At 40.1% G+C, this 22,483-nt stretch carries 17 protein-coding genes; 2 read left to right on the top strand and 15 right to left on the bottom strand.

Features of this window, described 5'->3' with window-relative positions:
• Positions 1 to 58 precede the first annotated feature (58 nt).
• Positions 59 to 3,595, bottom strand: a complete 3,537-nt coding sequence (gene nifJ, locus AAAT26_RS08950) for a pyruvate:ferredoxin (flavodoxin) oxidoreductase (RefSeq protein WP_349209107.1) — start codon at positions 3,593 to 3,595, stop codon at positions 59 to 61.
• Positions 3,596 to 3,981: 386 nt separating this feature from the next.
• Here nifJ and AAAT26_RS08945 point away from each other — a divergent pair, with 386 nt between their 5' ends.
• Positions 3,982 to 4,905 (top strand): LysR family transcriptional regulator, encoded by a 924-nt coding sequence (locus AAAT26_RS08945; protein ID WP_008602616.1) that lies wholly within the window; start codon positions 3,982 to 3,984, stop codon positions 4,903 to 4,905.
• Positions 4,905 to 5,324 (top strand): hypothetical protein, encoded by a 420-nt coding sequence (locus AAAT26_RS08940; RefSeq protein ID WP_012864710.1) that lies wholly within the window; start codon positions 4,905 to 4,907, stop codon positions 5,322 to 5,324. Before AAAT26_RS08945 ends, AAAT26_RS08940 begins: the two co-directional genes overlap by 1 nt.
• A 158-nt stretch (positions 5,325 to 5,482) precedes the next feature.
• On the opposite strand, the gene AAAT26_RS08935 is transcribed toward AAAT26_RS08940, so the two are convergent.
• The 14 genes from AAAT26_RS08935 to AAAT26_RS08870 all read right to left on the bottom strand — a co-directional run bounded on the left by AAAT26_RS08935 (position 5,483) and on the right by AAAT26_RS08870 (position 22,474).
• Complete coding sequence (locus tag AAAT26_RS08935; protein WP_012864711.1) at positions 5,483 to 6,100, bottom strand: SAP domain-containing protein; 618 nt, start codon at positions 6,098 to 6,100, stop codon at positions 5,483 to 5,485.
• Between the two features lie 131 nt (positions 6,101 to 6,231).
• Positions 6,232 to 7,545: an MFS transporter gene (locus AAAT26_RS08930; protein ID WP_012864712.1), complete on the bottom strand. Its 1,314-nt coding sequence runs from the start codon at positions 7,543 to 7,545 to the stop codon at positions 6,232 to 6,234.
• A gap of 242 nt (positions 7,546 to 7,787) precedes the next feature.
• Positions 7,788 to 8,144 carry a cupin domain-containing protein gene (locus AAAT26_RS08925; protein WP_012864713.1) on the bottom strand — a complete coding sequence of 119 codons (357 nt, stop codon included), beginning with the start codon at positions 8,142 to 8,144 and terminating at the stop codon, positions 7,788 to 7,790.
• Positions 8,145 to 8,172: 28 nt separating this feature from the next.
• Positions 8,173 to 9,048 (bottom strand): DUF4261 domain-containing protein, encoded by an 876-nt coding sequence (locus AAAT26_RS08920; RefSeq protein WP_024061617.1) that lies wholly within the window; start codon positions 9,046 to 9,048, stop codon positions 8,173 to 8,175.
• 24 nt (positions 9,049 to 9,072) lie between these two features.
• The gene (locus AAAT26_RS08915) at positions 9,073 to 10,071 is read right to left on the bottom strand and encodes a hypothetical protein (protein WP_012864715.1); all 999 of its coding nucleotides are present in this window, start codon (positions 10,069 to 10,071) and stop codon (positions 9,073 to 9,075) included.
• Positions 10,072 to 10,103: 32 nt separating this feature from the next.
• Positions 10,104 to 10,604, bottom strand: a complete 501-nt coding sequence (locus AAAT26_RS08910; RefSeq protein WP_349209106.1) for a hypothetical protein — start codon at positions 10,602 to 10,604, stop codon at positions 10,104 to 10,106.
• A gap of 225 nt (positions 10,605 to 10,829) precedes the next feature.
• The gene (citF, locus tag AAAT26_RS08905; protein ID WP_024061618.1) at positions 10,830 to 12,377 is read right to left on the bottom strand and encodes a citrate lyase subunit alpha; all 1,548 of its coding nucleotides are present in this window, start codon (positions 12,375 to 12,377) and stop codon (positions 10,830 to 10,832) included.
• Positions 12,367 to 13,332 (bottom strand): HpcH/HpaI aldolase/citrate lyase family protein, encoded by a 966-nt coding sequence (locus AAAT26_RS08900; protein WP_024061619.1) that lies wholly within the window; start codon positions 13,330 to 13,332, stop codon positions 12,367 to 12,369. The genes citF and AAAT26_RS08900 overlap by 11 nt, the downstream gene beginning before the upstream one ends.
• Positions 13,332 to 13,601: a citrate lyase acyl carrier protein gene (gene citD, locus AAAT26_RS08895; protein WP_024061620.1), complete on the bottom strand. Its 270-nt coding sequence runs from the start codon at positions 13,599 to 13,601 to the stop codon at positions 13,332 to 13,334. Before citD ends, AAAT26_RS08900 begins: the two co-directional genes overlap by 1 nt.
• A gap of 122 nt (positions 13,602 to 13,723) precedes the next feature.
• A complete protein-coding gene (locus AAAT26_RS08890; protein ID WP_024061621.1) occupies positions 13,724 to 15,127 on the bottom strand; it encodes an anion permease in 1,404 nt (467 codons plus the stop codon).
• A gap of 393 nt (positions 15,128 to 15,520) precedes the next feature.
• Positions 15,521 to 16,432 carry a LysR family transcriptional regulator gene (locus tag AAAT26_RS08885; protein ID WP_278457999.1) on the bottom strand — a complete coding sequence of 304 codons (912 nt, stop codon included), beginning with the start codon at positions 16,430 to 16,432 and terminating at the stop codon, positions 15,521 to 15,523.
• A gap of 13 nt (positions 16,433 to 16,445) precedes the next feature.
• Entirely contained in the window at positions 16,446 to 17,189 is a 744-nt protein-coding gene (locus tag AAAT26_RS08880) for a Bax inhibitor-1/YccA family protein (protein WP_004695271.1), read from the bottom strand.
• Between the two features lie 35 nt (positions 17,190 to 17,224).
• A complete protein-coding gene (pyk, locus tag AAAT26_RS08875) occupies positions 17,225 to 18,973 on the bottom strand; it encodes a pyruvate kinase (protein WP_278458001.1) in 1,749 nt (582 codons plus the stop codon).
• A 93-nt stretch (positions 18,974 to 19,066) separates the two neighbouring features.
• Positions 19,067 to 22,474, bottom strand: coding sequence for a DNA polymerase III subunit alpha (locus AAAT26_RS08870; protein ID WP_349209105.1), 3,408 nt, complete (start codon positions 22,472 to 22,474; stop codon positions 19,067 to 19,069).
• Between the last annotated feature and the right edge of the window lie 9 nt (positions 22,475 to 22,483).

Raw genomic sequence — 22,483 nt, 5'->3', positions numbered from 1 at the left:
ACAAAAGAGGCACCCTCGAAAGGGTGCCTCATATAGTTTTCAGTCGTTAAATAACGAATTATTTTACGTCTTCAAAACCTTTTTGTAAACGAACATAGCTTAAGCGACGTTCTTTAGCATCTTGTTCAGTTTTAGCGAACAATTCTTCTGCCACATCTGGAGCCGCTTTAGCCAAGGAAGCGTAACGTACTTCACCTTTAAGGAAGTCTTGGAAGCTTTCAGTTGGTTCTTTGGAATCCAAGGAGAATGGATTTTTACCTGCTTCTTTAAGTTGAGGGTTGTATCTGTAAAGATCCCAGTAACCAGCTGCAACTGCTTTACGTTGTTCTTCTTGAGCTTTACCCATACCAGCTTTGATACCATGGTTGATACATGGGCTGTAAGCGATAATCAAGGATGGACCTGGATATGCTTCAGCTTCTGCAACAGCTTTCATCAATTGGTTTTTATCTGCACCCATAGCTACTTGTGCTACGTATACATAACCATAAGACATAGCCATCATGCCAAGGTCTTTCTTCTTAGTACGTTTACCAGAAGCTGCGAATTGTGCAACTGCTGCTACATTAGTGGATTTGGAAGCTTGACCACCAGTGTTGGAATATACTTCTGTATCGAATACGAAGATGTTGATGTCTTCGCCAGAAGCTAATACATGGTCAACACCGCCGAAGCCGATATCATATGCCCAACCGTCACCACCGAAGATCCAGTGGGAACGTTTGATTAAGAATTGTTTTTTCTCAAGAATTTCTTTCAATTCAGGAGTTGTAGCGCCTTCAGCTTCGATAGCTGCTACTAGACGTTCGGAACGTTGACGAGTAGCTGCACCAAGGTTAGCAAATTCAATCCATTGTTCCAAAGCTTCTTTCAATTCGCCAGTAGTAGTTTCAACTGCTTTAGAAGCCAATTCTACTAATTGTTGACGAATTTTCTTAACGCCGATGTACATACCATAACCATACTCAGCATTATCTTCGAACAAGGAGTTTGCCCAAGAAGGACCATGACCTTGTTGGTTAGTTGTGTATGGAGATGCAGGCATGGAAGCACCCCAGATAGAGGAACAACCAGTTGCATTGGCAATCATCATACGGTCACCGAACAATTGAGTTAACAATTTAGCGTAAGGAGTTTCACCACAACCTGCGCAAGCACCGGAGAATTCGAACAATGGTTGTTCAAATTGGGAACCCTTAACAGTTTCCTTCTTCATAGGGTTTTCTTTTACAGGAAGGTTAACACCATAGTTCCAAGCTTCAGCTTGTTCGATTTCAGTATCGATGGATGTCATCACGATAGCTTTGCCCTTAGGAGCTGGACAAATATCAACACAGTTACCGCAACCCAAGCAATCTAATGGGGATACAGCGATACGGAATTGAAGGTCTTTAGCGCCCAATGCAGGGATTGTATCGAAATGTTCTGGAGCTGCAGCCACTTCTGCTTCAGTTGCCAAAATTGGACGAATTGTAGCATGTGGACATACGAAGGAACATTGGTTACATTGAATACAGTTTTCAGGCAACCATTTTGGAACGAACAATGCAGGACCGCGTTTTTCGAATTTAGCAGTACCAGCAGGCAATGTACCATCTTCATAGCCAGAGAATGTGGATACAGGAAGATCATAACCAGCTTGTGCATTGATTGGTTGTGCAATATTTTGAACGAAGGATGGGCAAGATTCGCAACCAGGTTTAACTGCATGATTGCCATCATCTACTGCGTCTTTCCAGCTAGCAGGAACATCTACTTTTACCAAAGCGTTAACACCTTGATCGATAGCAGCATTGTTCATGTCAACAATATTTTGACCTTTTTTACCGTAAGAAGTTACTACGGATTCTTTAAGGTATTTAACAGCATCATCTACCGGGATGATTTCAGTCAATTTGAAGAATGCAGCTTGCGTTACCATGTTGATACGACCGCCCAAACCGATTTCGGAAGCGATTTTCGCAGCATTGATGATGTAGAAGTTCAATTCTTTTTCTGCGATTTGACGACGTAATTTAGCAGGTAAATGTTCATCCAATTCTTCAGGAGACCAAGTACAGTTCAATAAGAATGTACCGCCTTTTTTGATGCCGCGAATCAAGTCGTATTCATGTACATAAGATTGACGGTGACATGCTACGAATTGAGGTTCAGTAATCAAGTAAGGCAAGTTGATTGGGTTTTTACCAAAACGAAGGTGAGACATTGTTACGCCACCAGATTTTTTGGAGTCGTAGTCAAAGTATGCTTGAGCATACATATCAGTGTGGTCACCGATGATTTTGATAGCGGATTTATTCGCACCAACTGTACCGTCAGAACCGAAGCCCCAGAATTTACATTCAGTCAAGCCTGGAGTTTCAACTTCTACGCCTTCAGCACGATCTAAGGACAAGAATGTAACATCATCATTGATACCCAATGTGAAGAATTTCTTGCCATTTTCAGCAGCTAAGTTATCGAATACAGCAACGATATCTGCAGGGATAACGTCTTTGGAGCTCAAACCATAACGACCAGCGATAACTTTTACATTACGGCCACCGTCAACTACAGCTGCTTGTACGTCTAAGAACAATGGTTCAGCCAAAGCACCTGGTTCTTTAGTACGGTCAAGAACTGCAATGCGTTCTACAGTTTTAGGAAGAGCTTTCAACAAACGATCTGTTGCGAATGGGCGGAACAAATGAACGTTGATAAAACCAACTTTGCGGCCCAATTTGTTGAGGTAATCAACAGTGGATTCTACAACTTGAGCGGAAGAGCCCATAGTTACAACAACGTCAGTAGCATCAGGAGCACCATGGTAGTTGAACAATTGGTAGTTAGTACCTGCCAATTTGTTAACTTCGTTCATGTAGTGTTCTACAACGTCAGGAACGTTCAAGTAGAATTTGTTGGATGCTTCACGATGTTGGAAGTAAACGTCAGGGTTTTCAGCAGTACCACGAGTTACAGGAGCATCTGGATTCAAAGCATTTTTACGGAAAGCTTTAACAGCATCCATGTCAACCAATGGTTTTAAATCTTCATAGTCCCAGATTTGAATTTTTTGAATTTCGTGGGATGTACGGAAACCGTCAAAGAAGTTGATGAAAGGTACGCGAGTTTTAATAGCTGTCAAGTGAGCTACAGCGGACAAGTCCATTACTTCTTGTACAGAGGATTCAGCTAACATAGCACAGCCAGCTGCACGAGCAGCCATTACGTCTTGGTGGTCACCAAAGATAGCCAAAGCATGTGCAGCCAATGCACGAGCAGCTACTTGGAATACACCTGGAAGTAATTCGCCTGCTACTTTATATAAGTTAGGAAGCATCAATAACAAACCTTGGGAAGATGTGAAAGTTGTTGTTAATGCACCAGCTTGTAAAGAACCGTGGGTTGCAGCAGCAGCACCTGCTTCAGATTGCATTTCTACAACTTGAACAGTGTTGCCGAAGATGTTTTTTCGACCAGATGCAGCCCATTCATCAATGTGTTCTGGCATTGGAGAAGATGGAGTGATTGGATAAATCGCAGCAACTTCTGTAAAACCATAAGAAACGTGAGCAGCCGCTTGGTTGCCGTCCATAGTTTTAAATTTACGACTCATGTGATTATTGCCTCCTTAAGCATTTAGCAAAAATAGAACACTTGCTTAATCTATCATTATGTTTAGGAATAACAACCATTACAAACTTGCGCACATGAAAAAATAATGCAATAATATATATGTTATATATAATATGGCATTATGTGTGAGCATACTTTTTTGTGATGGGCACAACCATAATTCCTAATATCATAACTTGATATAGCCCTATATGCTAATTATAACGTGCTGGGCCCTATCAACGCAACACATACAGTGACTGTCGCTTTGCCAATATTGCTATCCATGCTTTACATAAAGTAATAGCTAATTGCATTACAGTAATAACTATTCTCATTTAGTTAGGTCACGTCCTATAACCAAGTTTTATTTTTAGGGGGTTAATTATGGATTTTCATCATTTGAAATACTTCGTTGAAGTAGCTGATCAAAAAAGCTTTAGTAAGGCTGCAAGGAATTTACACATCTCCCAATCTGCAATCAGCCGTACAATTAAAGCTTTAGAAGACGAACTTGGTGTTGTTCTCTTCATGCGTAATGCTAAATCTGTAGAACTTACTGATGGGGGTACCATCTTCTTAACCCACGCTAAACGCGTTGTGTTTATGTTTGAACATCTAAAAACTGATTTTGAAAACGAGTTTCGTTTGGAACAAGGTTCCATCAGAATTGGTATTCCACCAATTACTGATGCTCCCATTTTTGCCCAGTTATTAGGTGAATTTAAAAAAGTATATCCACAAATCGAATTGGAACTCTACGAACAAGGTTCTAAAAAGGTTGAGATCAGCGTTCAGGAAGGTTTAATCGATATTGGCATCATCTGTACTAAACCAAACCCTAAAGAATTTGAATCTTTCTACCTTACAAGTGACCCACTATCCGTTATCATTCCTAAATCTAGCCCTTTGGCAAAAGAAAAAGAAATTCGCTTAGAAATGCTAGCTGATGAATCCTTTGTATTGCATAAAGACGATTTCAACTTACATGATGAAATCATCAAAGCTTGTAAACACACCGGCTTCCAACCGCATATCGTGTTTGAAACGAGCCAACGTGATCTCATGTTACAAACAGTTAGTGCAAACCTTGCTATTGCATTATTACCATCTCGCCTCTGCCCTGAGGTAGGTGAAAATACGGAGGTTGGTTCTAAGGTTGTCGTAAGACCTCTCGTACCTGAAATTATTCATACCCTTTATGTAATTTGGAAAAAGGGTCATTACCTCTCCCACGCTTCTCGCTTGTGGTTAGACTTCGTAAACTCCAAATTACCATTACCTGGATTACAACTCGAGGATCGTCAATAATGAACAAACCATCTGGGCTCGCATGTAAATTGCGAGCCCTTTTGAAAGCTAAAGAAGCGCCCATGTGGGGCGTTATCATTGTGCTGGTTATCGTTATCATATTCCAGCAAATACAAATCTCTGAATTACAATGGCGTGTCGATGAAGACCACGATGGCTCTACCATCGACAGTGTAGCAGGTCGTCTTTACATTCTTGAAGGGATGGCTAATAAACATAGCGACCAACTAGACGAAATCCTAAAAGATATTCGTCAGCTACAAAATGACGGTGCCAAGTACGACTGGGAACTAAAACAATTACAATGGTTGCATCCAGAACTCAAAGTACAACCACCAGAGGCAAACCCACACCCATTCAAATCCACAGATCTAAACCTCGATATGAATCCTGGGAAAGTGCCTGATGTAACAAAATAAAATCAATAAAGAAATCAGGAATAAATAAAAGCACCTTATATACCTACAAAAGTCATCACAAATGACTCTTCTCATAGGATATAAGGTGCTTTTATCATTATTCTATTATAAATTTAATTGCTAGTTTTCCCATACGTCTCTGCAATGACAAGTTACTTCTACTTGCGATACGCTTCTAATTTATATGCATATTCACTTAAAAGATCCTTTGAATAGATTTTTTCATTTTTTGAATCTCTAACTTCTTTCCAAATAATAGATGCTACTTTTAATTTATTCGAATAATTGCCACTACATTCGTCTGCACAAAAATCCTTAAAAAATTGATTCCATTGACAAGCCGAATTGTCATACTTTGCATAATCTGATTCACCATAATATACTTTCAGCAAATCTCCAATGGTAAAGCTAATATTTTTTTCACTTTTTACTTTTCTCCAAGCAGTAGCCATATCAGCATTAAATTTAAATCGTGAAACACCTATTAAATCAGAAAAATATTCTCTAAACTTCGTATTAAAAGAAAAATTACATTCAAGTAATGGTGTATCTAAAGTAATATTTTCCACTTGTTTTTTTCTATTTTTTATTGATGATTTTTTAATTAAATTGCCTTTAAAGTACTGCTCAATAATATGATTGAGTTCTTGTTTTATTCCCCTATATTCTAATCCTAATGATTTACATATTTGTGAAAGTTCATCACGATACCAATAATATTTTTTAAATTCATCAAATGATGTAATTTCATCAAACTTAGGTCTACACTCTTTCAATATTCTGTCTCCTCAAGTTTAAATAATACTATTTTGTAAATTGTAACATAAAATTGAATAGTACCCAAAATCACACCATTGAAGCATTCGTTAAATATTTTCCTATGAAGTTATCTATAATATAACTCTACTTAATCCTCTTTATGCTCCATAGATTTTGGAAGTGTCAAAATTAATAGACCAGCAAGGAACATACAAGCCCCCATTACATAGTAGCCATAAGCAAAGCTACCTGTGTGACCATTGATGAATCCAAGCATATAAGGACCTACCCAGCCCCCCATGTTACCTGAAGAGTTAATGAGTCCCATCGCCCCCGCTGCAGCAGCGCCAGATAAGAAGGTTGTTGGCATGGTCCACCATACACCCATACCACCGTAAACACCTACTGCAGTTAAGCATATAAAGAATAAGCTAACTTCTGGAGACAGACTGTGTGGTGTTGCTAAGAAACCAATAGTACCAATGAACAATGTAGTAGCAACGTGCCAACGTTTTTCATTGCGCTTTTCAGAAGAGTAACCACAGTATATTTGTACAAGTAAGGCTGCTGTCATTGGAATAGCAATAGACCACGCTACCACACTTGGTGGCCATCCAGATAAGCTTTTAAGAACTTGAGGCATCCAAAAACTAAAGCCCCAGAAACCAATAACCCACAAGAAATAGATTAACGCTAGGCGCAATACTTTTGGGTCTTTCAACGCTTGCCAAGTAGTATATTTCTTTACCGCTTGCTTTTGTTGCTCTTCTTTTTCAAGCTCGGCTTTAATATATACCTTTTCTACATCAGTTACCCAAGATGCATGTTCAGGACGCTCTTTCATCCAGAATGCGAAAATGAACGCAAAGATCACAGCAGGAATAGCTTCAACGATAAAGAGTGTACGCCAACCATGTAGACCAAAGAACGTTGTATCCAATAAAATACCTGCCAATGGCCCACCAATGATGTTAGAGAACAATAAAGACGTCAACATCAAAGAGATCGCCTTCGCACGCTCCTTTGGCAAGAACCAATTTGGAATAAGTAATGAATAAATTACAGGATATAAAGAAGCCTCACATAGACCAAGTAAAAATCGATAAACATAAAATTCCAACTCAGTGGTCATCGTCGTCATAAGAATACATACGAGACCCCAACTAAACATGATACGCGCCACCCAATGCATAGCATTACAACGAGCTGCAATTAAAGATGCAGGCACTTCAAACAAAACATAACCAATAAAGAAAATGCCTGCCCCCATACCAAATACTTCTGGCGTCAACCACGGTAAATTCTCCTTCATAGTCAAGCCTGCATAAGCAATATTAACACGATCTAAGAAGGCAATAATAGAAACAATAAACAATGGTAAGACTACGTGAAGCATACGACGTTTCGTAAAATCTTTGAAATTGATGTCCCCACTTTGAGGCTCTAGTGTAGATGAGTTCATATAATTCCTTTCTGCTTATTAAAATATTACATACTTTACCATCTTAAAAGAACAAACGTCCTCTGTCAATGGAACTATATAAAATATAGAAATATCAAATAGGAATAGTGAAATCAAAATAATAGCATATAAAAATAGAAAAGGTATATTCGCTAGAAATGACTATATAAAATAAAAAAGCACTTTATAGTATAAATCTGTCTCTATTATAAGATAACAAAATACTATAAAGTGCTTTCATATTAATTAGTACTAACAGGATCATAATCAGCAGGCACAGGAGCGACGATACTCACAAAGATGACATCTTCTGTTCCAGTATTTTTTGCACCATGACATTCACCCTTTTTAGATACTATAACTTGCCCCTTTGTAAAAGGCACCTCCGTATCCGGCGTTGGATAAAATACCCCCTTGCCTTGCAATATAACCCATATATCATCAGAGTTATGATGGTAATGCTTTGGTAAGGTTTGACCAGCTTTAATAACCCATATTGAGCCACCTGTGGAATCAGTTTGATAAAATGGTGTCTTAACAGCTTTCTCCAAACTTTCAACTTTCACGAGTTCCATATCAAAAACACGTTGATCACTCATAATGCTCACACCTTTCATTGATTAACAACTAGCGAGTGCCCGATGCATATTCTCGCATATTAATATCTAGAACCTCTCGAACCGGGTGACTTAGAGAATCCTCATATTGTACTTTCCACTGAATATCCTGATTCATCTCGCCATTTTGTAACCCCGCAATGGTTCCCCCATCACCTATTAGATTATCATGTTCGAAAATATAATTCAACACATTATAAGCATGAAATACTACATGATTAGGATCTACACCGTGAAAGTGATACTGTAAATCAGGTAAAAATAATGTACTCATACCCACAGAATCTACCATCATATCATTGGTACCTTGAATACTAAAATAACGTACATTTACAGCATAATAAATAAAACGAGTTACCGCTTTATCTGAATGATTTTCAATCGATTCACGACTTAAGAACTTACGAGATGGACCAAATACAACAGCTTTACAAGATGGATATAGCTCCAACAGTGCATCTACATATTTCACTAGCATATCGGCCCGTTCTTTAGCCTCTAAACCAGAGGCTAACATATCCGTAGCAAACACCCTGTATTGACACTCTGTCAACAACTCATCCACATTGGGACAATCCCACACCTGACTACGTTCAAAATCATCTAATACAGGCTTATCGATTTTCTCACAATCCGTCACCATTAACGTCGGTGAAATATCTGCATCAGTATCCTCGTAATGCACCTTATAATTCTGAGGAGCAAAACCAGCAGACTCACGACGGTGATCAAAACAATCAACAGGTCCTAGATGCTTCGTAAATATCTCTATCATTGTATCCCGATCAGGCATATCACACTGCTTCGGCATTAATAACTCAACGAAAAAAATACCACCTGGTCGGACTGAAGTATCTGTTAAATCTTGTTTAAAAACTTGGCTCATATGCGCTCTCCTAATTTTTAACTATTATTCTGATGAGTGTATTAATTTATACCATTTTACAATACCTTCAGGAATTAAATAATTTTCACTTTCCATCTTAGCCTTTACCCATCGGTATAAGTCATTTGGAGTAATAATATGAATCAAATCACTTTGAACGTTTGATTTATTTACTATACCTTCTGATGTAAATAGATATACTTCTTTTTTTCGCTTTTGGTCATCTACCAAATCAACATAATTATTAAAATCTAAGGGAACACTCCCTTTTTTTACCTGAGGATATGCAAGCATCCCATTTTCTGGATTTACTAATACACATTCATATAGCTCAGTTGCAATTTTATTCGTAGATGGGATTGTCACATAACCTTTACGATCATATAAATATAGACAAACTAAATCTTCACAATCATTTGGTGATAAACAATCATAAAACAATTGTTGTAAAAATTCTTCATTTGACTTCTCTAATACCAAAGGTTTTCCCCAAAATGCATATTCAGCATATTCAAACATATAGTCTTTATTTATGCGTTGTATAGTTCGACCGCGAATAAAAGCTGTTGCTACTGCTCCTGGCACCTGACTTTCATCACCAATCCGTTCCCACTTAATTCCTGTAATTTGATTAGCTGCATCAAAATCTAATGCATCCTTGTCACAATTATAAGTAAAATTAGAATCTTCGTTCACACGTCCTAGATAATAAATACCATTATCGCGCATCCAAATATAGTCACCCTTTTCGACTTCACTCAACATATCAACAGCGACTAAACGTTTTTTTTGATTCATCCCATATAAACCATACGTTCTAATAACATCATAATACTGATCTATATTTTCTATTTGATTACGTTTTTCTTGTATTTCAATTATAGCCTCAGGATTATAGTGCTTTATATGGTCATCCTTAATACTCCATCCTAAAGCGGCAACATCATTATCTAAACAATACTTTGAAATTTTTTCTCCACTACTACTATCTGTTCTTGTTTGTAATCTCCATACAGACCCCATTGTGTCAACCTCCAAATTAAATAATACAAACTTCATACAATAAATACATTACCTTTTAATTTATAGTATACAGGATGATATTCAGTACTACAAATCGCCATCCATCGTTCTACAAACTTCTCAAAATCAATGTTAAAATTACAATTTAATAGAATTTGCATAGAGTTTTGCAATAGATATACTCGTTCAATTTCTAATCTATCTATTAAAGAATTTCTTATAAGTTCACCCTTAACAACTTGTTTAAATATTGCATATAAATAATCAATACACTGATTTTTATATCCAAGTTTATAATTGCTAGCCACAAATAAACTACGATATGATAATTCACTCGGGAGAAAAGATTCCCATTCTAGTATTTCATGTCCATCTTCAACCATTCTAATATACATATCATTAATATCAATATAATCTCGAATCCAACATTCAACCATTAAGTAAATATTTAATTCTTGCTCCATTAAGTCATCTATATAAAAGTCCTTTAATCCATCTATATCAAATTCTACATTAGCTCTATATTGATACATAGATATCCCCCTAATATATAATCACATTCTTTTATATAGATATTATAACTTTATGAATGCCCAAATTTTCACCCATAGCATCATATTTAATATATAAAAATCTCACATTATCCCCTCCCTACGGCCCTACAATTCATAAAAATACAAAAAGGCCCTCTCCGTGGTCCGTAGACGAACTTCAGTCATGTGTGAGTTCGAGGACCATAGAGAGGGTCTTTGTTTTAATTATAGAGGTTTACGAACCACGTCAAGGATAGAACCATCGCGGTATTCTACGATTGCCACGATGTCTTCATCTTTGTCGGATACAGGGATATCTTGTGGTTTACCTACTAAGTCAAATGCTAATTGTTGTAATTCTTCAATTGTGTAGATAGGCAAGTTGCTATCTTTGAAGCGTTCAATCAAATCAGTACGAGCTGGGTTGATGGCGATACCATATTCAGTAACGAGAACGTCAACGGAGGAGCCTGGTGTAATTACAGTTGCTACCTTGTCACGAATCATTGGCAAACGGCCACGGATCAATGGGCAAGTAATAACTGTGCATTTAGCACCTGCTGCTGTGTCGGAGTGACCGCCGGAAGCGCCCATCAATACACCGTTGGAGTCAGTCATTACGTTTACATTGAAATCAAGGTCGATTTCAGTAGCACCAAGGAATACTACGTCTAAGTAGTTTGTAGTGCAGTCTGTCCATGGGTTAGCGTACATGGAAGCGGACATTTCAATGTGAGCAGGGTTTTTATCCAAGGATGCAGCTGCAGTAGTATCGAATGTTTGAGTATCATAAATAGCACGAATCAAGCCTTCTTCAAGCATACCAGTCAAGATACCAGTAGCGCCACCGATAGCGAAGCCACCTACTTCACCGCGTTTACGAAGTTTTTCAGCAATGAATTTTGCTACAGTCAATGGAGCACCACCAGCGCCCAATTGGAATACGAAACCGTCTTTGATAATGCCAGCTTGGTCAAGGAATTCACCAGCTAGTTCAGCAATTTTGATTTGAATAGGGTTTTTAGTGAAACCTACTGCACCAGAAGCGATACCTTCTGGATCACCAATGCTTTCAACCTCAACAACATAATCAACATCAGTTTGAGGGATTGCATAGTTGTGTACATAATCAACCAAATTATCTGTGATAATAACAGTTGTATCTGCATAGTGGGAGTCAACTTTAGCATAGCCAAGAGCACCACATGCGGATTTGCCCATGCGACCAGTAGCATTACCGCGTGGGTCAGCTGTAGGAGCACCCATGAAAGCTACATCGATATGAACTTCGCCAGATTCGATAGCACGAGCACGACCACCGTGAGAACGAATCACTACAGGGCGTTTCAATACGCCAGGGTTTTGTGTTAAGAATTTACCAAGACGATCGCGCAAGCCAGATGTTTCAATAGCTGTTACAGTGCCGTCTTGAATCATTTCTACCAAGAATTCATGGCATGGGGACAAGGAAGAAGACGCGATAGTAATATCTTTAATACCTTTTGCTTGTACGCGTTCCATAACCATTTTCATTACATAGTCACCGTTGCGCAAGTGATGATGGAAGGACAAAGTCATGCCATCTTTTACGCCAGCCTTTTCGATTGCTTCATCGATGGAAGCAAGTACTTTATTAGTGCCAACACGGCTCATGTGTACAGGTTTACCTGCACGATGAACTTTAGGTTCAATGGCGAATTCACCTTGATATACTTCACGGCCTTCTAGTGCTGGGATATTTGTTGGGATATCGCGACCTACTTTATTTAACATCGTATTCTGCTCCTTCCTCTAATTCAACTTTAATGCCTGCTGCACGTGCTTTATCAACTACGCGTTGTGCACGAACTACGATAGGACCATCGATCATTTTACCATCTACGGAGATTACGCCTTTATTGTTGCGCAATGCATCTGCATAGCTGTTCAATACCTTAACGGAATGAGCGATTTCTTTTTCGTCAGGAGTGAATACTTCGTGGATAATTTTGATTTGGCTTGGGTGGATACAAGATTTGCCATCATAACCCAAAGCTTTAATGAATTCAACTTCTTCGCGGAAACCTTGAGGATCTTTCACATCGGAGAATACAGTATCGATTACTCGGATACCTGCTTCGCGTGCTGCATGAAGGATTGTTTGACGAGCGAACAACAATTCAACAGCTGGTTTATGTTTACCTGTGCGAAGGTCTGCACGATAGTCTTCAGCGCCAAGAGCGATAGCAACTACGCGAGGGCCGTGGCAGATTTCACGAACATTGTATAAGCCACGAACGGATTCGATAGCTACGATAATATTGATTGTACCTTCTGGCCAGCCGTTAGCTTTTTCTACTTCTTCGATTTTCTTCGCTACGATTTCAACTTCAGAAACATCTTCAGTTTTAGGTAAACGAATCATATCAGGTTTAGCTGGAACGATAACATCAAGATCGTCATAGCCATAAGGAGTTTGTGTAGGATGGTTGATACGAACAACTGTTTCTGCACGGAATTTACGGGATTTCAATGCTTCTGCAGTTAAAAGACGAGCTATGTCTTTTTCTGTAATTGGCACGGAATCTTCGATATCGATCATGATGGAGTCAGCACCGTGAATATCTGCACTGTTAATCATTTTAGGTGTATTACCTGGTACGAACATCATGGAACGAGACAAACGTTTTTTAGCAGCCTCTGTTAATGGGTTTGTTTTAACTTCTGGGAATGTTTTATCGTTAGCCATTATGCTTTGCTCCCCCTTTCCAATGCACCTAATACGCGAGCTTTAATTGTGTAATCCCAAGCATTTTTATCTTGTACGATTACTTTTACGCCATCATAACCAGCTTCTTTCACTGTGTTCAAGATAACGGATTTAATTTGATCGCCATATTGACGCATAACTTTGGATGTTAACTCGATTTCGATACCGCTAGCAATCGGTTCAACCGTTACTAATGCATCATTTTTTTCGTCGAAGCCAGCTTGTGCAGCTTTTACTAATTGTGCCATGTTGCATCCTTTCCTTGTGAAACATTTATAAAACCCAAATTTGTACAGACTCGTCGCGAGAGCCTATACAGATATTGAATACTAACAATTAAAATCTAACACTCCATAGTGAAAGTTTCTGATTACATGAAACCAGCGATTTTCCACCAAGGGATACCGATTACGTAGTTCAAAACTAAACATACAACGGCGGAGATAAGACCAACTGTCCACCAGTCTTTTACATTGTTGTAACCAGCGGAGAAGATGATTGGACCAGGAGCCGCACCGTAGTGAGTTACGGAACCACCATAGGAGTTTGTCCCAATTAAGATGAAAGCTAGTAATGTAGGATCGATACCTGCGTTGATACCTACAATCAAGAATACTGGTAACATTGCAGAAATATATGCAGTACCAGATGCAAAGAAGTAACGAACAGCAACAGAGATTACAGAAATAAGGATAAGCATCATGAATGGATCTAAGCCAAAGTTCATATGAGCCTCTAAGTATTTAGCCAACCATTCGAAGAATTTACCTTTAGTCAATGCAGAGGATAAGCCCAAGATACCACCGAACCAAATCAATGTGTTCCAAGCTGCTTTAGTTTTGAGCAAGTCATCCCAATTAATAATGCCACATACAAATGTAGCAAGCATAGCTACGATAGCCACTGCAGTAGCATTAATATTAATATCAAAAGTAGGAAGAACCCAGCCTACGATTGCAAGAAGTGCAATGGCAATAAGGCCTTTTTCAGACGCTTTCATAGGTCCTAATTCTGCTAACCCATCCTCAGCAATTTTCTTATTGTCGATTTCTTTTACAGAAGGACGTTCATACATATAACCGATGAATGGGATACACATTAACATAATGAAACCAGGTACGAACATAGCCAACGCCCATTGCGCCCAGTTCAAGGATACCCCTGTCAATTTAGTGATGAAATCTAATGCTAATAAGTTTGGCGCCATTGCAGTAGCAAAGAAGAAGGATGTGACCTTTGTTGCGAAGTAACCATTTTGCAAGAGGTAAGCACCGGCTTTTTTAGCAGTTTCACCAGGATAGGAACCAACAGCTTCAGCGATGGACAAATTGATAGGATATACGATACCTGCCGCGCGAGCTGTGTTGGATGGAGTTGCTGGAGATAAGATCATATCAAGGAATGCAGTTACATAGCCAAGACGAAGCGTAGTGCTACCAAAGGCGCGAACCAAGTGGTACGCAATGCGGTGGCCAAGACCAGTTTTACCAAACGCAACGGATAATGCGAAGGCTGCGAAGATTAACCATAATGCTGTGTTACTGTAGCCAGTTAATACATCTTTTGTGTTATTCAATAAAATAGAAGATGTAGCAACACCTAATAATACTGTAATAGGAACAGGGAATGGTTTTAATACCAAGCCCACGATAGTTGCTAAATAAATACCAAATAATTGCCATACTTGTGGTTTGAGCCCTTCTGGGGTGCCACCAAACCATGCGATTGCGACGATGGCAGCCATAACGGCAACGCGCCATAATTTGTCTTTCATGTGTGTCTTTCCCTTTCTGAATTAACTTAGGCATACATAAAATCATCTAGTCTTCAACAACATAACCGTTCGCGACGTCGATTACATTGATTAAGTCTATACTCATTATAAATGTTTAAAAGAAATATGAATAATAGATTACCTTTATAGGGGTTATAAAAACTTTTATATCTGTCAATCATACTTTTTATGCATTTTAAGCATAGTTTTACAGTCCCAAATGAAAAAAATGCATGTATACGTCCCCAAAGGGGTGTATACATGCACTTACATGGTACTGCCTTTCTCTTTCGAGACACTTTTATTATTATCTATTATATCGAAAAAGTCCAATACTGAAACAGCATGGATAAACAGTTAGAAAACCTCATAGATATGCTCTATTGATAATTCCTAAGACTTATATTCTCTAAATATACTATTATCTACAACGGTGTGTTCCTTGTAATAGTTACGGACATATTCAATAAAGGTATTAACAACGATTAAATTTTCCGAATCTTTTGTGTACACCATATTGGTATCACGGGTGATATATTCACCATTTTTACTGCGTAATGGACTCACATAAATATCTTTATCCTTACAGGATCCAAGTCCCATATAGGTCAAGATAGACCAACCAAGACCAGCACGAACAAAGTGACGACACGTACTCATAGAATTTACGTCCATCGCCACACTTGGGGGCTCGTCAAAATGTTCTGCACACCAAGTTTCGATAATATTTGCTACCGATGCATCTGTTTGGTATTTAATGAACGGTACCTTTACTAAGGATTCAGGCGGCACTAATTCTTTATATACAAGACAATAGGGCTCTGCTAGTAACAGTTCAGACTTACCAGACACGTCATAGCCACCACGAGCAAAGGCGACCATACAGTCACCAGTATTAAACATTTTTACCACTTGATGGCTGAAAGCAGTCTTCACTTGAATATGAACATCAGGATATTGTTCGCGGAAAGCTCTCAATAAAGCAGGTAGTTCATAATCTGCAAAGTTGATAGATGATGCGATTTTCAAGGTCCCTTGAATCTTGCCAGAAGCGGAGTTCATAGCGTGCTCCAAAGCCTCTTCTTCTTGCATCATTCGCTTACAGTAATCATAGAAAATTTCGCCTTGTGCCGTGAGGGCAATCCCCTCAGCAGTCCGCAACAACAGAGAATGGCCCAAGGCTTTTTCCATATGGCGCAACCGATAACTCAACGCTGGTTGCGATAAAAATAATTTTTCTGCAGCCCTTGTAATATTGCCTTCATCGACAACAGTAACAAAGGTTTGCCATTCTCTATCGTCCATACAAACTCCTTTATTATCGCTTATTACCAAAGATGCGTAATAAGGATAAGAATAAGTTAATGAAATCTAGGTATAGGCTCAAAGCGCCTGTGATTTCAATGCGGTCTAAAATTGTTTCATCCTCCATGAGCGCCACTTGTGTCACATTATTCTTAATGCGGTTCACATCGATAGCTGTAAAGATAGAGAATACTACAACACCTACATAACCTAGAACTAAACTAACAGTATCACTAAAGCCACTGAGTACAGTCCAGTTAAAGAAGCGGGCCCCCATCATCACCAAGGATACGATGATCATGCCGAACAATGCCGCCATCACATATGGTGTAAGGGATGATAAATTACGTTTAGTTGTAGCCCCTACCACTGCAAAGCCAATGAAGAAAGCAAGCGTACCTATTAACGCCGGAATAACAACATCAAACACATTGTATCGCAATGATACCAAAGTCAATGTGAGACCATTCAAAGCACTATAGAGGAAGAACATACCTCGTAACGTCATTACATTAGCAGAATATGCACGAGCACTAAAAAGGAATACCACACCTAGCTCTACTAATAAGATAATATTAAAATTTTGGTACGCAAAGCGTAACCAATTTGGATTCACTAATGCAGCAAAGCCAACACCAATAGTTGTAAGTAAGCCTACAACCATCCATAAAAAAGAGCCTTTTAATCGTTGGGATACGATACTTTCAACCTGTGCAACCTCAGCTGCAGTAGGTCCTGTTACATTATATGGATTCATACTATCCCTCCTTATTTAATTATCACTTATAGAGATTATCGAGCATTGGCAATGCCCGCAAACACCTTACCACGTTCGCCATCGATAGTCACTTCTTGACCTTCGAGGAGCACTTCATGAGCATTTTTAGCGCCTAAGATAACAGGAATACCATAGGTAATGCCCGCAATAGCGCTGTCCGATGTATAACCATCTTCTACGGCAATAATGCCACCTGCTCGTTTTGCAATAGCCATCAATTCAGGCTCAATTGTGCCTACCACAAGGATATCACCATCTTTGAAACTTTCATAATTACCCTTATGATTAGCCGCAATGTATACATTACCTGTAACGGATTTACGTAAAATACCATTGCCAGACAAGAGTACTCGACCTGCAATGTGAACGCGAATCATGTTTGTAGTACCGGTTGCACCGGATGGCACACCAGCGGTAACAACTACAAGGTCACCAGACTCGATAGCCCCAGTACCAAGCGCACCAGTAATGGCTTGTTTTACCATTTCATCGGAGTTGATAATTTCATGTCCCTTAATAGCCTCTACGCCCCAGCATAATTGCATGCGACGAATAGTTTCCTCATGAGGTGTGACAGCGATGATTTTACAATCTGGACGATGACGCGCCACGCTAAGTGCGGTGTGGCCAGATTCAGTACATGTCAAAATAGCAGCGGCCCCGAGATTTTGAGCTACGCGCACACTAGCCAAGCATACGGCGCTTGTAGTAGTCATTTCTTCATCCTCACGAGCGCGGCTATAGCTATCGTAAATAGCAGCCTTTTCCGTTACCTCTGCAATGCGAGTCATGGTCGCAACAGCTTCTACAGGATAGGAACCATTGGCTGTTTCACCAGATAACATAATCGCATCGGTACCATCCAAAATGGCGTTAGCTACGTCACTTGCTTCCGCACGTGTTGGACGTGGATTTTGAATCATAGACTCAAGCATTTGTGTCGCCGTAATAACGGGTTTACCCAAGTTATTGCATTTTTCAATCATCATCTTTTGAAGTACTGGCACTTCTTCTGCAGGGATTTCTACACCGAGATCGCCACGCGCAACCATGAGGCCATCAGCTACTTCCAAGATTTCATCGATATTTTTAACGCCTTCTGCATTTTCGATTTTCGCGATAATCTTGATATCTTTTTTCTCAGACTCAAGAATGCGGCGAATAGCCACAATGTCTTTACCCCGTTGCATGAAGGATGCGGCCACAAAGTCTACCCCTTGTTGACAGCCAAAGCGCAAGTCCGCTTCATCCTGTTCAGATACAGGTGGCAAGCTTAGTGCTACACCTGGTACGGCTACACGCTTGCGGTTGCCGATTTCCCCGCTATTTTGAACAGTTGTAATGATATTATTGCCTTCGATAGCATCGATGGTAAGTGTTACAAGCCCATCAGCCAATAGAATTTTATCCCCTACGGACACATCACCTGTAAGACCTTTGTGGTTCACGGAGCTAAGCTCTTTTGTGCCTTCCACATCATCTGTAGTCAACGTAAATGGTTGACCAGCTTCGAGGAATACCTTGCCTTCTTTAAATAGACCGAGACGAACCTCAGGGCCTTTTGTGTCGAGCAATAATGCGATCGGTTTATTCACAATCATCGCTGCATCGCGCACCATTTGCATGCGTTCTGCTTGCTCTTCATGGGATCCGTGAGAGAAGTTAAAACGAGCTACGTTCATGCCCGCCCGCATCATATCTTCTAAGATACCAAATTTATCCGTTCCCGGACCTACAGTACATACTATCTTTGTACGTTTCATCTTTCCTCCTATGAAAGCACATCCAAGATTGGATCTTTCATTTCTTATTATATCAATGTTGGTGAAAGCTATCTGTGCCTCACACAACATATGTTATTGCACCTCTACGGAGCCTTCACCTAAAATAGATTCAATAGCCCTGATGGATTCATCACTAGGGTCAAAGCACATATTTGGTGGCAGATTAATCCGTTTTCGTTGACGGTGTAAATATAATGACGTTGGCACAGAGCCAGCAGTGCTAGTCAACACGCGTTTTAAGGCTTCGCTATTTTCTGGTGTATCATATTGGCTATAAATGTGGATTGCCACCTGTTTTGCCTGCCCATAGTTTACCTTTAATGGCGTAATACGGTCTGCAATGATTTGCACACCTTTTTCATCCGCATCAACCCGGCCTTTTACCTTAACAATCATATCGACTGCAATGAATTGCTGGCTTTGACTAAAGACCTTAGGGAATGCCACTACATTAGCCGCACCAGAATAATCTTCAATGCGAAGAATGGACATAACCTCATTGCGCTTCGTCATGCGGTCTGATTTATTTTCGATGAGACCGCCAAAGGTAATGGTTTGACCATCGTATTGCTCTGGATTTTCTACGAGAGCACCCAGTTCAAAGAGGCCCTCCAACTCCTTCGCATATCCTTGCAATGGATGCCCCGTAATGTAAAAGCCGGTATATTCCTTTTCATCCTTTAATTTATCGTCTTCCGATAAATCCTCCACATTGGGAACAGGGATAAAATCGACAGATTCTTCCATATCGCCAAAGAGGTTCATAGTGCCCATAGCGGCATCCTTTTGCTCTTTAGCACCAACGGCTTGTGCGCTTTCATACATGTGCAATAATTGGTTACGATTTTCCTTAAAGCCATCCATAGCGCCGCAGCGAATGAGACTTTCAAGTAATCGTTTATTAACAACCTTATTGTCCACCCGTTTACAGAAGTCCACGATATCCGTATATAGACCATGCTCATTGCGCTCACGAATCAAGCGATCAATGGCGTTGTCCCCTACATTCTTGATACCGCCAAGTCCGAAACGAATAGCGTCGTCTTGTACGGCGAAACTACGCTCAGAATAGTTAATATCTGGGCCTAGTACCTTAACATTGTGCTTCTTGCAGGCATTAATGTAGTAGGTCAATTTCTGCATGTTCTGCATGAAGCTAGTCATCGTTGCAGCCATAAATTCAGGGAAATAGTGGGCTTTCAAATACGCCGTTTGGTACGCGATATACGCATACGCCGCACTATGTGATTTATTAAAGCCATAGCCGGCGAAGTATACGAGCAAGTCAAATACTTCGTTCGCAATGGACTCTTCTATACCATTATTAATAGAACCTTGAATAAAAGATTCGCGCTGAGCCTTTAGAACGGATTCCTTTTTCTTACCCATGGCGCGGCGCATTAAGTCCGCTTGACCAAGGGAGAAGCCGCCCATGGCGGATGCAATCTGCATAACCTGTTCTTGGTACAAGATGACACCAAAGGTATCTTTCAAAATCGGTTCCAAGATAGGATGTAAATAGGTAACCTCTTTTTTACCGTGACGACGGTCGATAAAGTCTGCCACCATGCCAGACCCCAATGGACCTGGACGGTACAAGGCTACCAATGGAATTAAGTCCTCAAAATGCTCAGGCTTAAGGTCCATAACGAGCTTTGTAATACCTTCTGATTCGAGCTGGAATACGCCAGAGGTATCGCCCTTAGTGAGGATATCACAAGCTGCCTTGTCGTCTAGTGGAATAGCATCTAAATCGAGGTCAATACCACGGTTCGCTTTGATGAGCTTTAAGGCATCCCCCATAACCGTTAAGGTACGTAGGCCCAAGAAGTCCATCTTTAAGAGGCCTAGTTCCTCGATATTATCCTTATCGTATTGCGTTACAAAGCCCTCTTCGTTGGCATTTTGTACCGGTACGTGGTCATCTAGAGGGTCTGCAGAAATTACGACACCCGCTGCATGAGTGGACGAATTGCGCGCAATCCCTTCTAACTTTTTACCAAAATCAAATAACTCTTTAACGTTTGGATCAGCTTCGTACAAAGCCTTTAATTCTTTACCTTGCAAAGCCTTATCTAAGGTTATGCCTAGTTCGTTGGGAATCATCTTAGCAATGCGGTTAACTTCCGCTAGTGGCAGGTCTAGCACGCGACCTACGTCACGGATAACGGCACGAGCCGCCTCTGTACCGAAGGTAATAATCTGGGACACACGAGCTTGACCGTATTTTCGAGTTACATATTCGATGGCTTGACCACGCTTTTCATAGCAGAAATCAATATCGATATCAGGCATGCTTACCCGCTCTGGATTTAAAAAACGTTCAAAGAGCAAGTCGTACTTTAAGGGATCGAGGCCTGTAATGCCTAATAGATAGGCTACTACGGACCCCGCCGCAGAACCACGACCAGGACCTACTAAGATGTCGTGCTCACGGGCATAGCGTACATAGTCCCATACGATGAGGAAGTAATCCTCAAAGCCCATGGTGCCAATTACATCTAACTCGTAGTCTAAACGTTTTTGTAATTCTTCAGAGGTCTCCCCATAGAGGCGAGGAATTTCTCGTTCACAAACCTTACGCAAATAGGTCTTAGACGTTTCCCCTTCTGGCACATCAAAGTGCGGCAAGTGATGTTCGTCAAAATTAAACTCCACATTACAGCGTTCTGCAATTTTTAAGGTATTTTCGATGGCTCCCGGAATATGTGAGAACAGCTCTGCCATCTCATCCCCAGATTTTAAATAGAACTCATCATTAGGGAACTTTAAGCGGTCCACTTCGGCACGACGTCGGCCTGTAGAAATACATACCTTAATATCTTGCGCATCCGCATCCTCTTTTAAGACATAGTGGAAGTCATTAGATGCTACAATGCCAAGACCATATTCCTTGCTGAGCTTAATGAGCTCCTCTTGGGCCTTTGCCTCCTCTGGCAAGCCATGATTTTGGATTTCTAAGAAGAAATTATCCTTGCCGTACGTCTCGATATACCATTCAATAGATCGCTTCGCGCCTTCCATATTATCTTGCAAGATATATTGAGGGATTTCCCCCTGAATACACGCACTGAGGGCAATTATCCCCTTACTGTATTGGCGCAATAAATCACGGTCTGCACGTGGCTTATAATTAAACCCTTCAGTAGAGGCTTTCGACACGATTTTTACGAGATTACGATACCCTTCCATAGTCTCTGCTAATAGAATGAGATGTTTCAAACGTTCACGGCTGCGACCTTCTGGTTTATCAAGGCGGCTATGTTCCGTTACATATACTTCACACCCAATAATCGGTTTAATGCCTTGTGCTACACATTCCTTATAAAAATAAATGGCTGCATACATATTGCCATGATCCGTAATGGCAAGGGCTGGCTGATTTAACTCCTTCGCACGACGTACCATGTTAGGCAAGCGACTGATGCCGTCTAGCAAACTAAACTCTGTATGACTATGTAAATGTACAAATGGCTGCATGGTACACCT

Origin of the sequence: Veillonella parvula, assembly GCF_040094895.1 — a bacterium.
Taxonomy (GTDB): domain Bacteria; phylum Bacillota; class Negativicutes; order Veillonellales; family Veillonellaceae; genus Veillonella; species Veillonella parvula_L.
The sequence above is the reverse complement of the archived record's forward strand: the minus strand, read 5'-3'. Positions and strand labels throughout refer to the sequence as shown.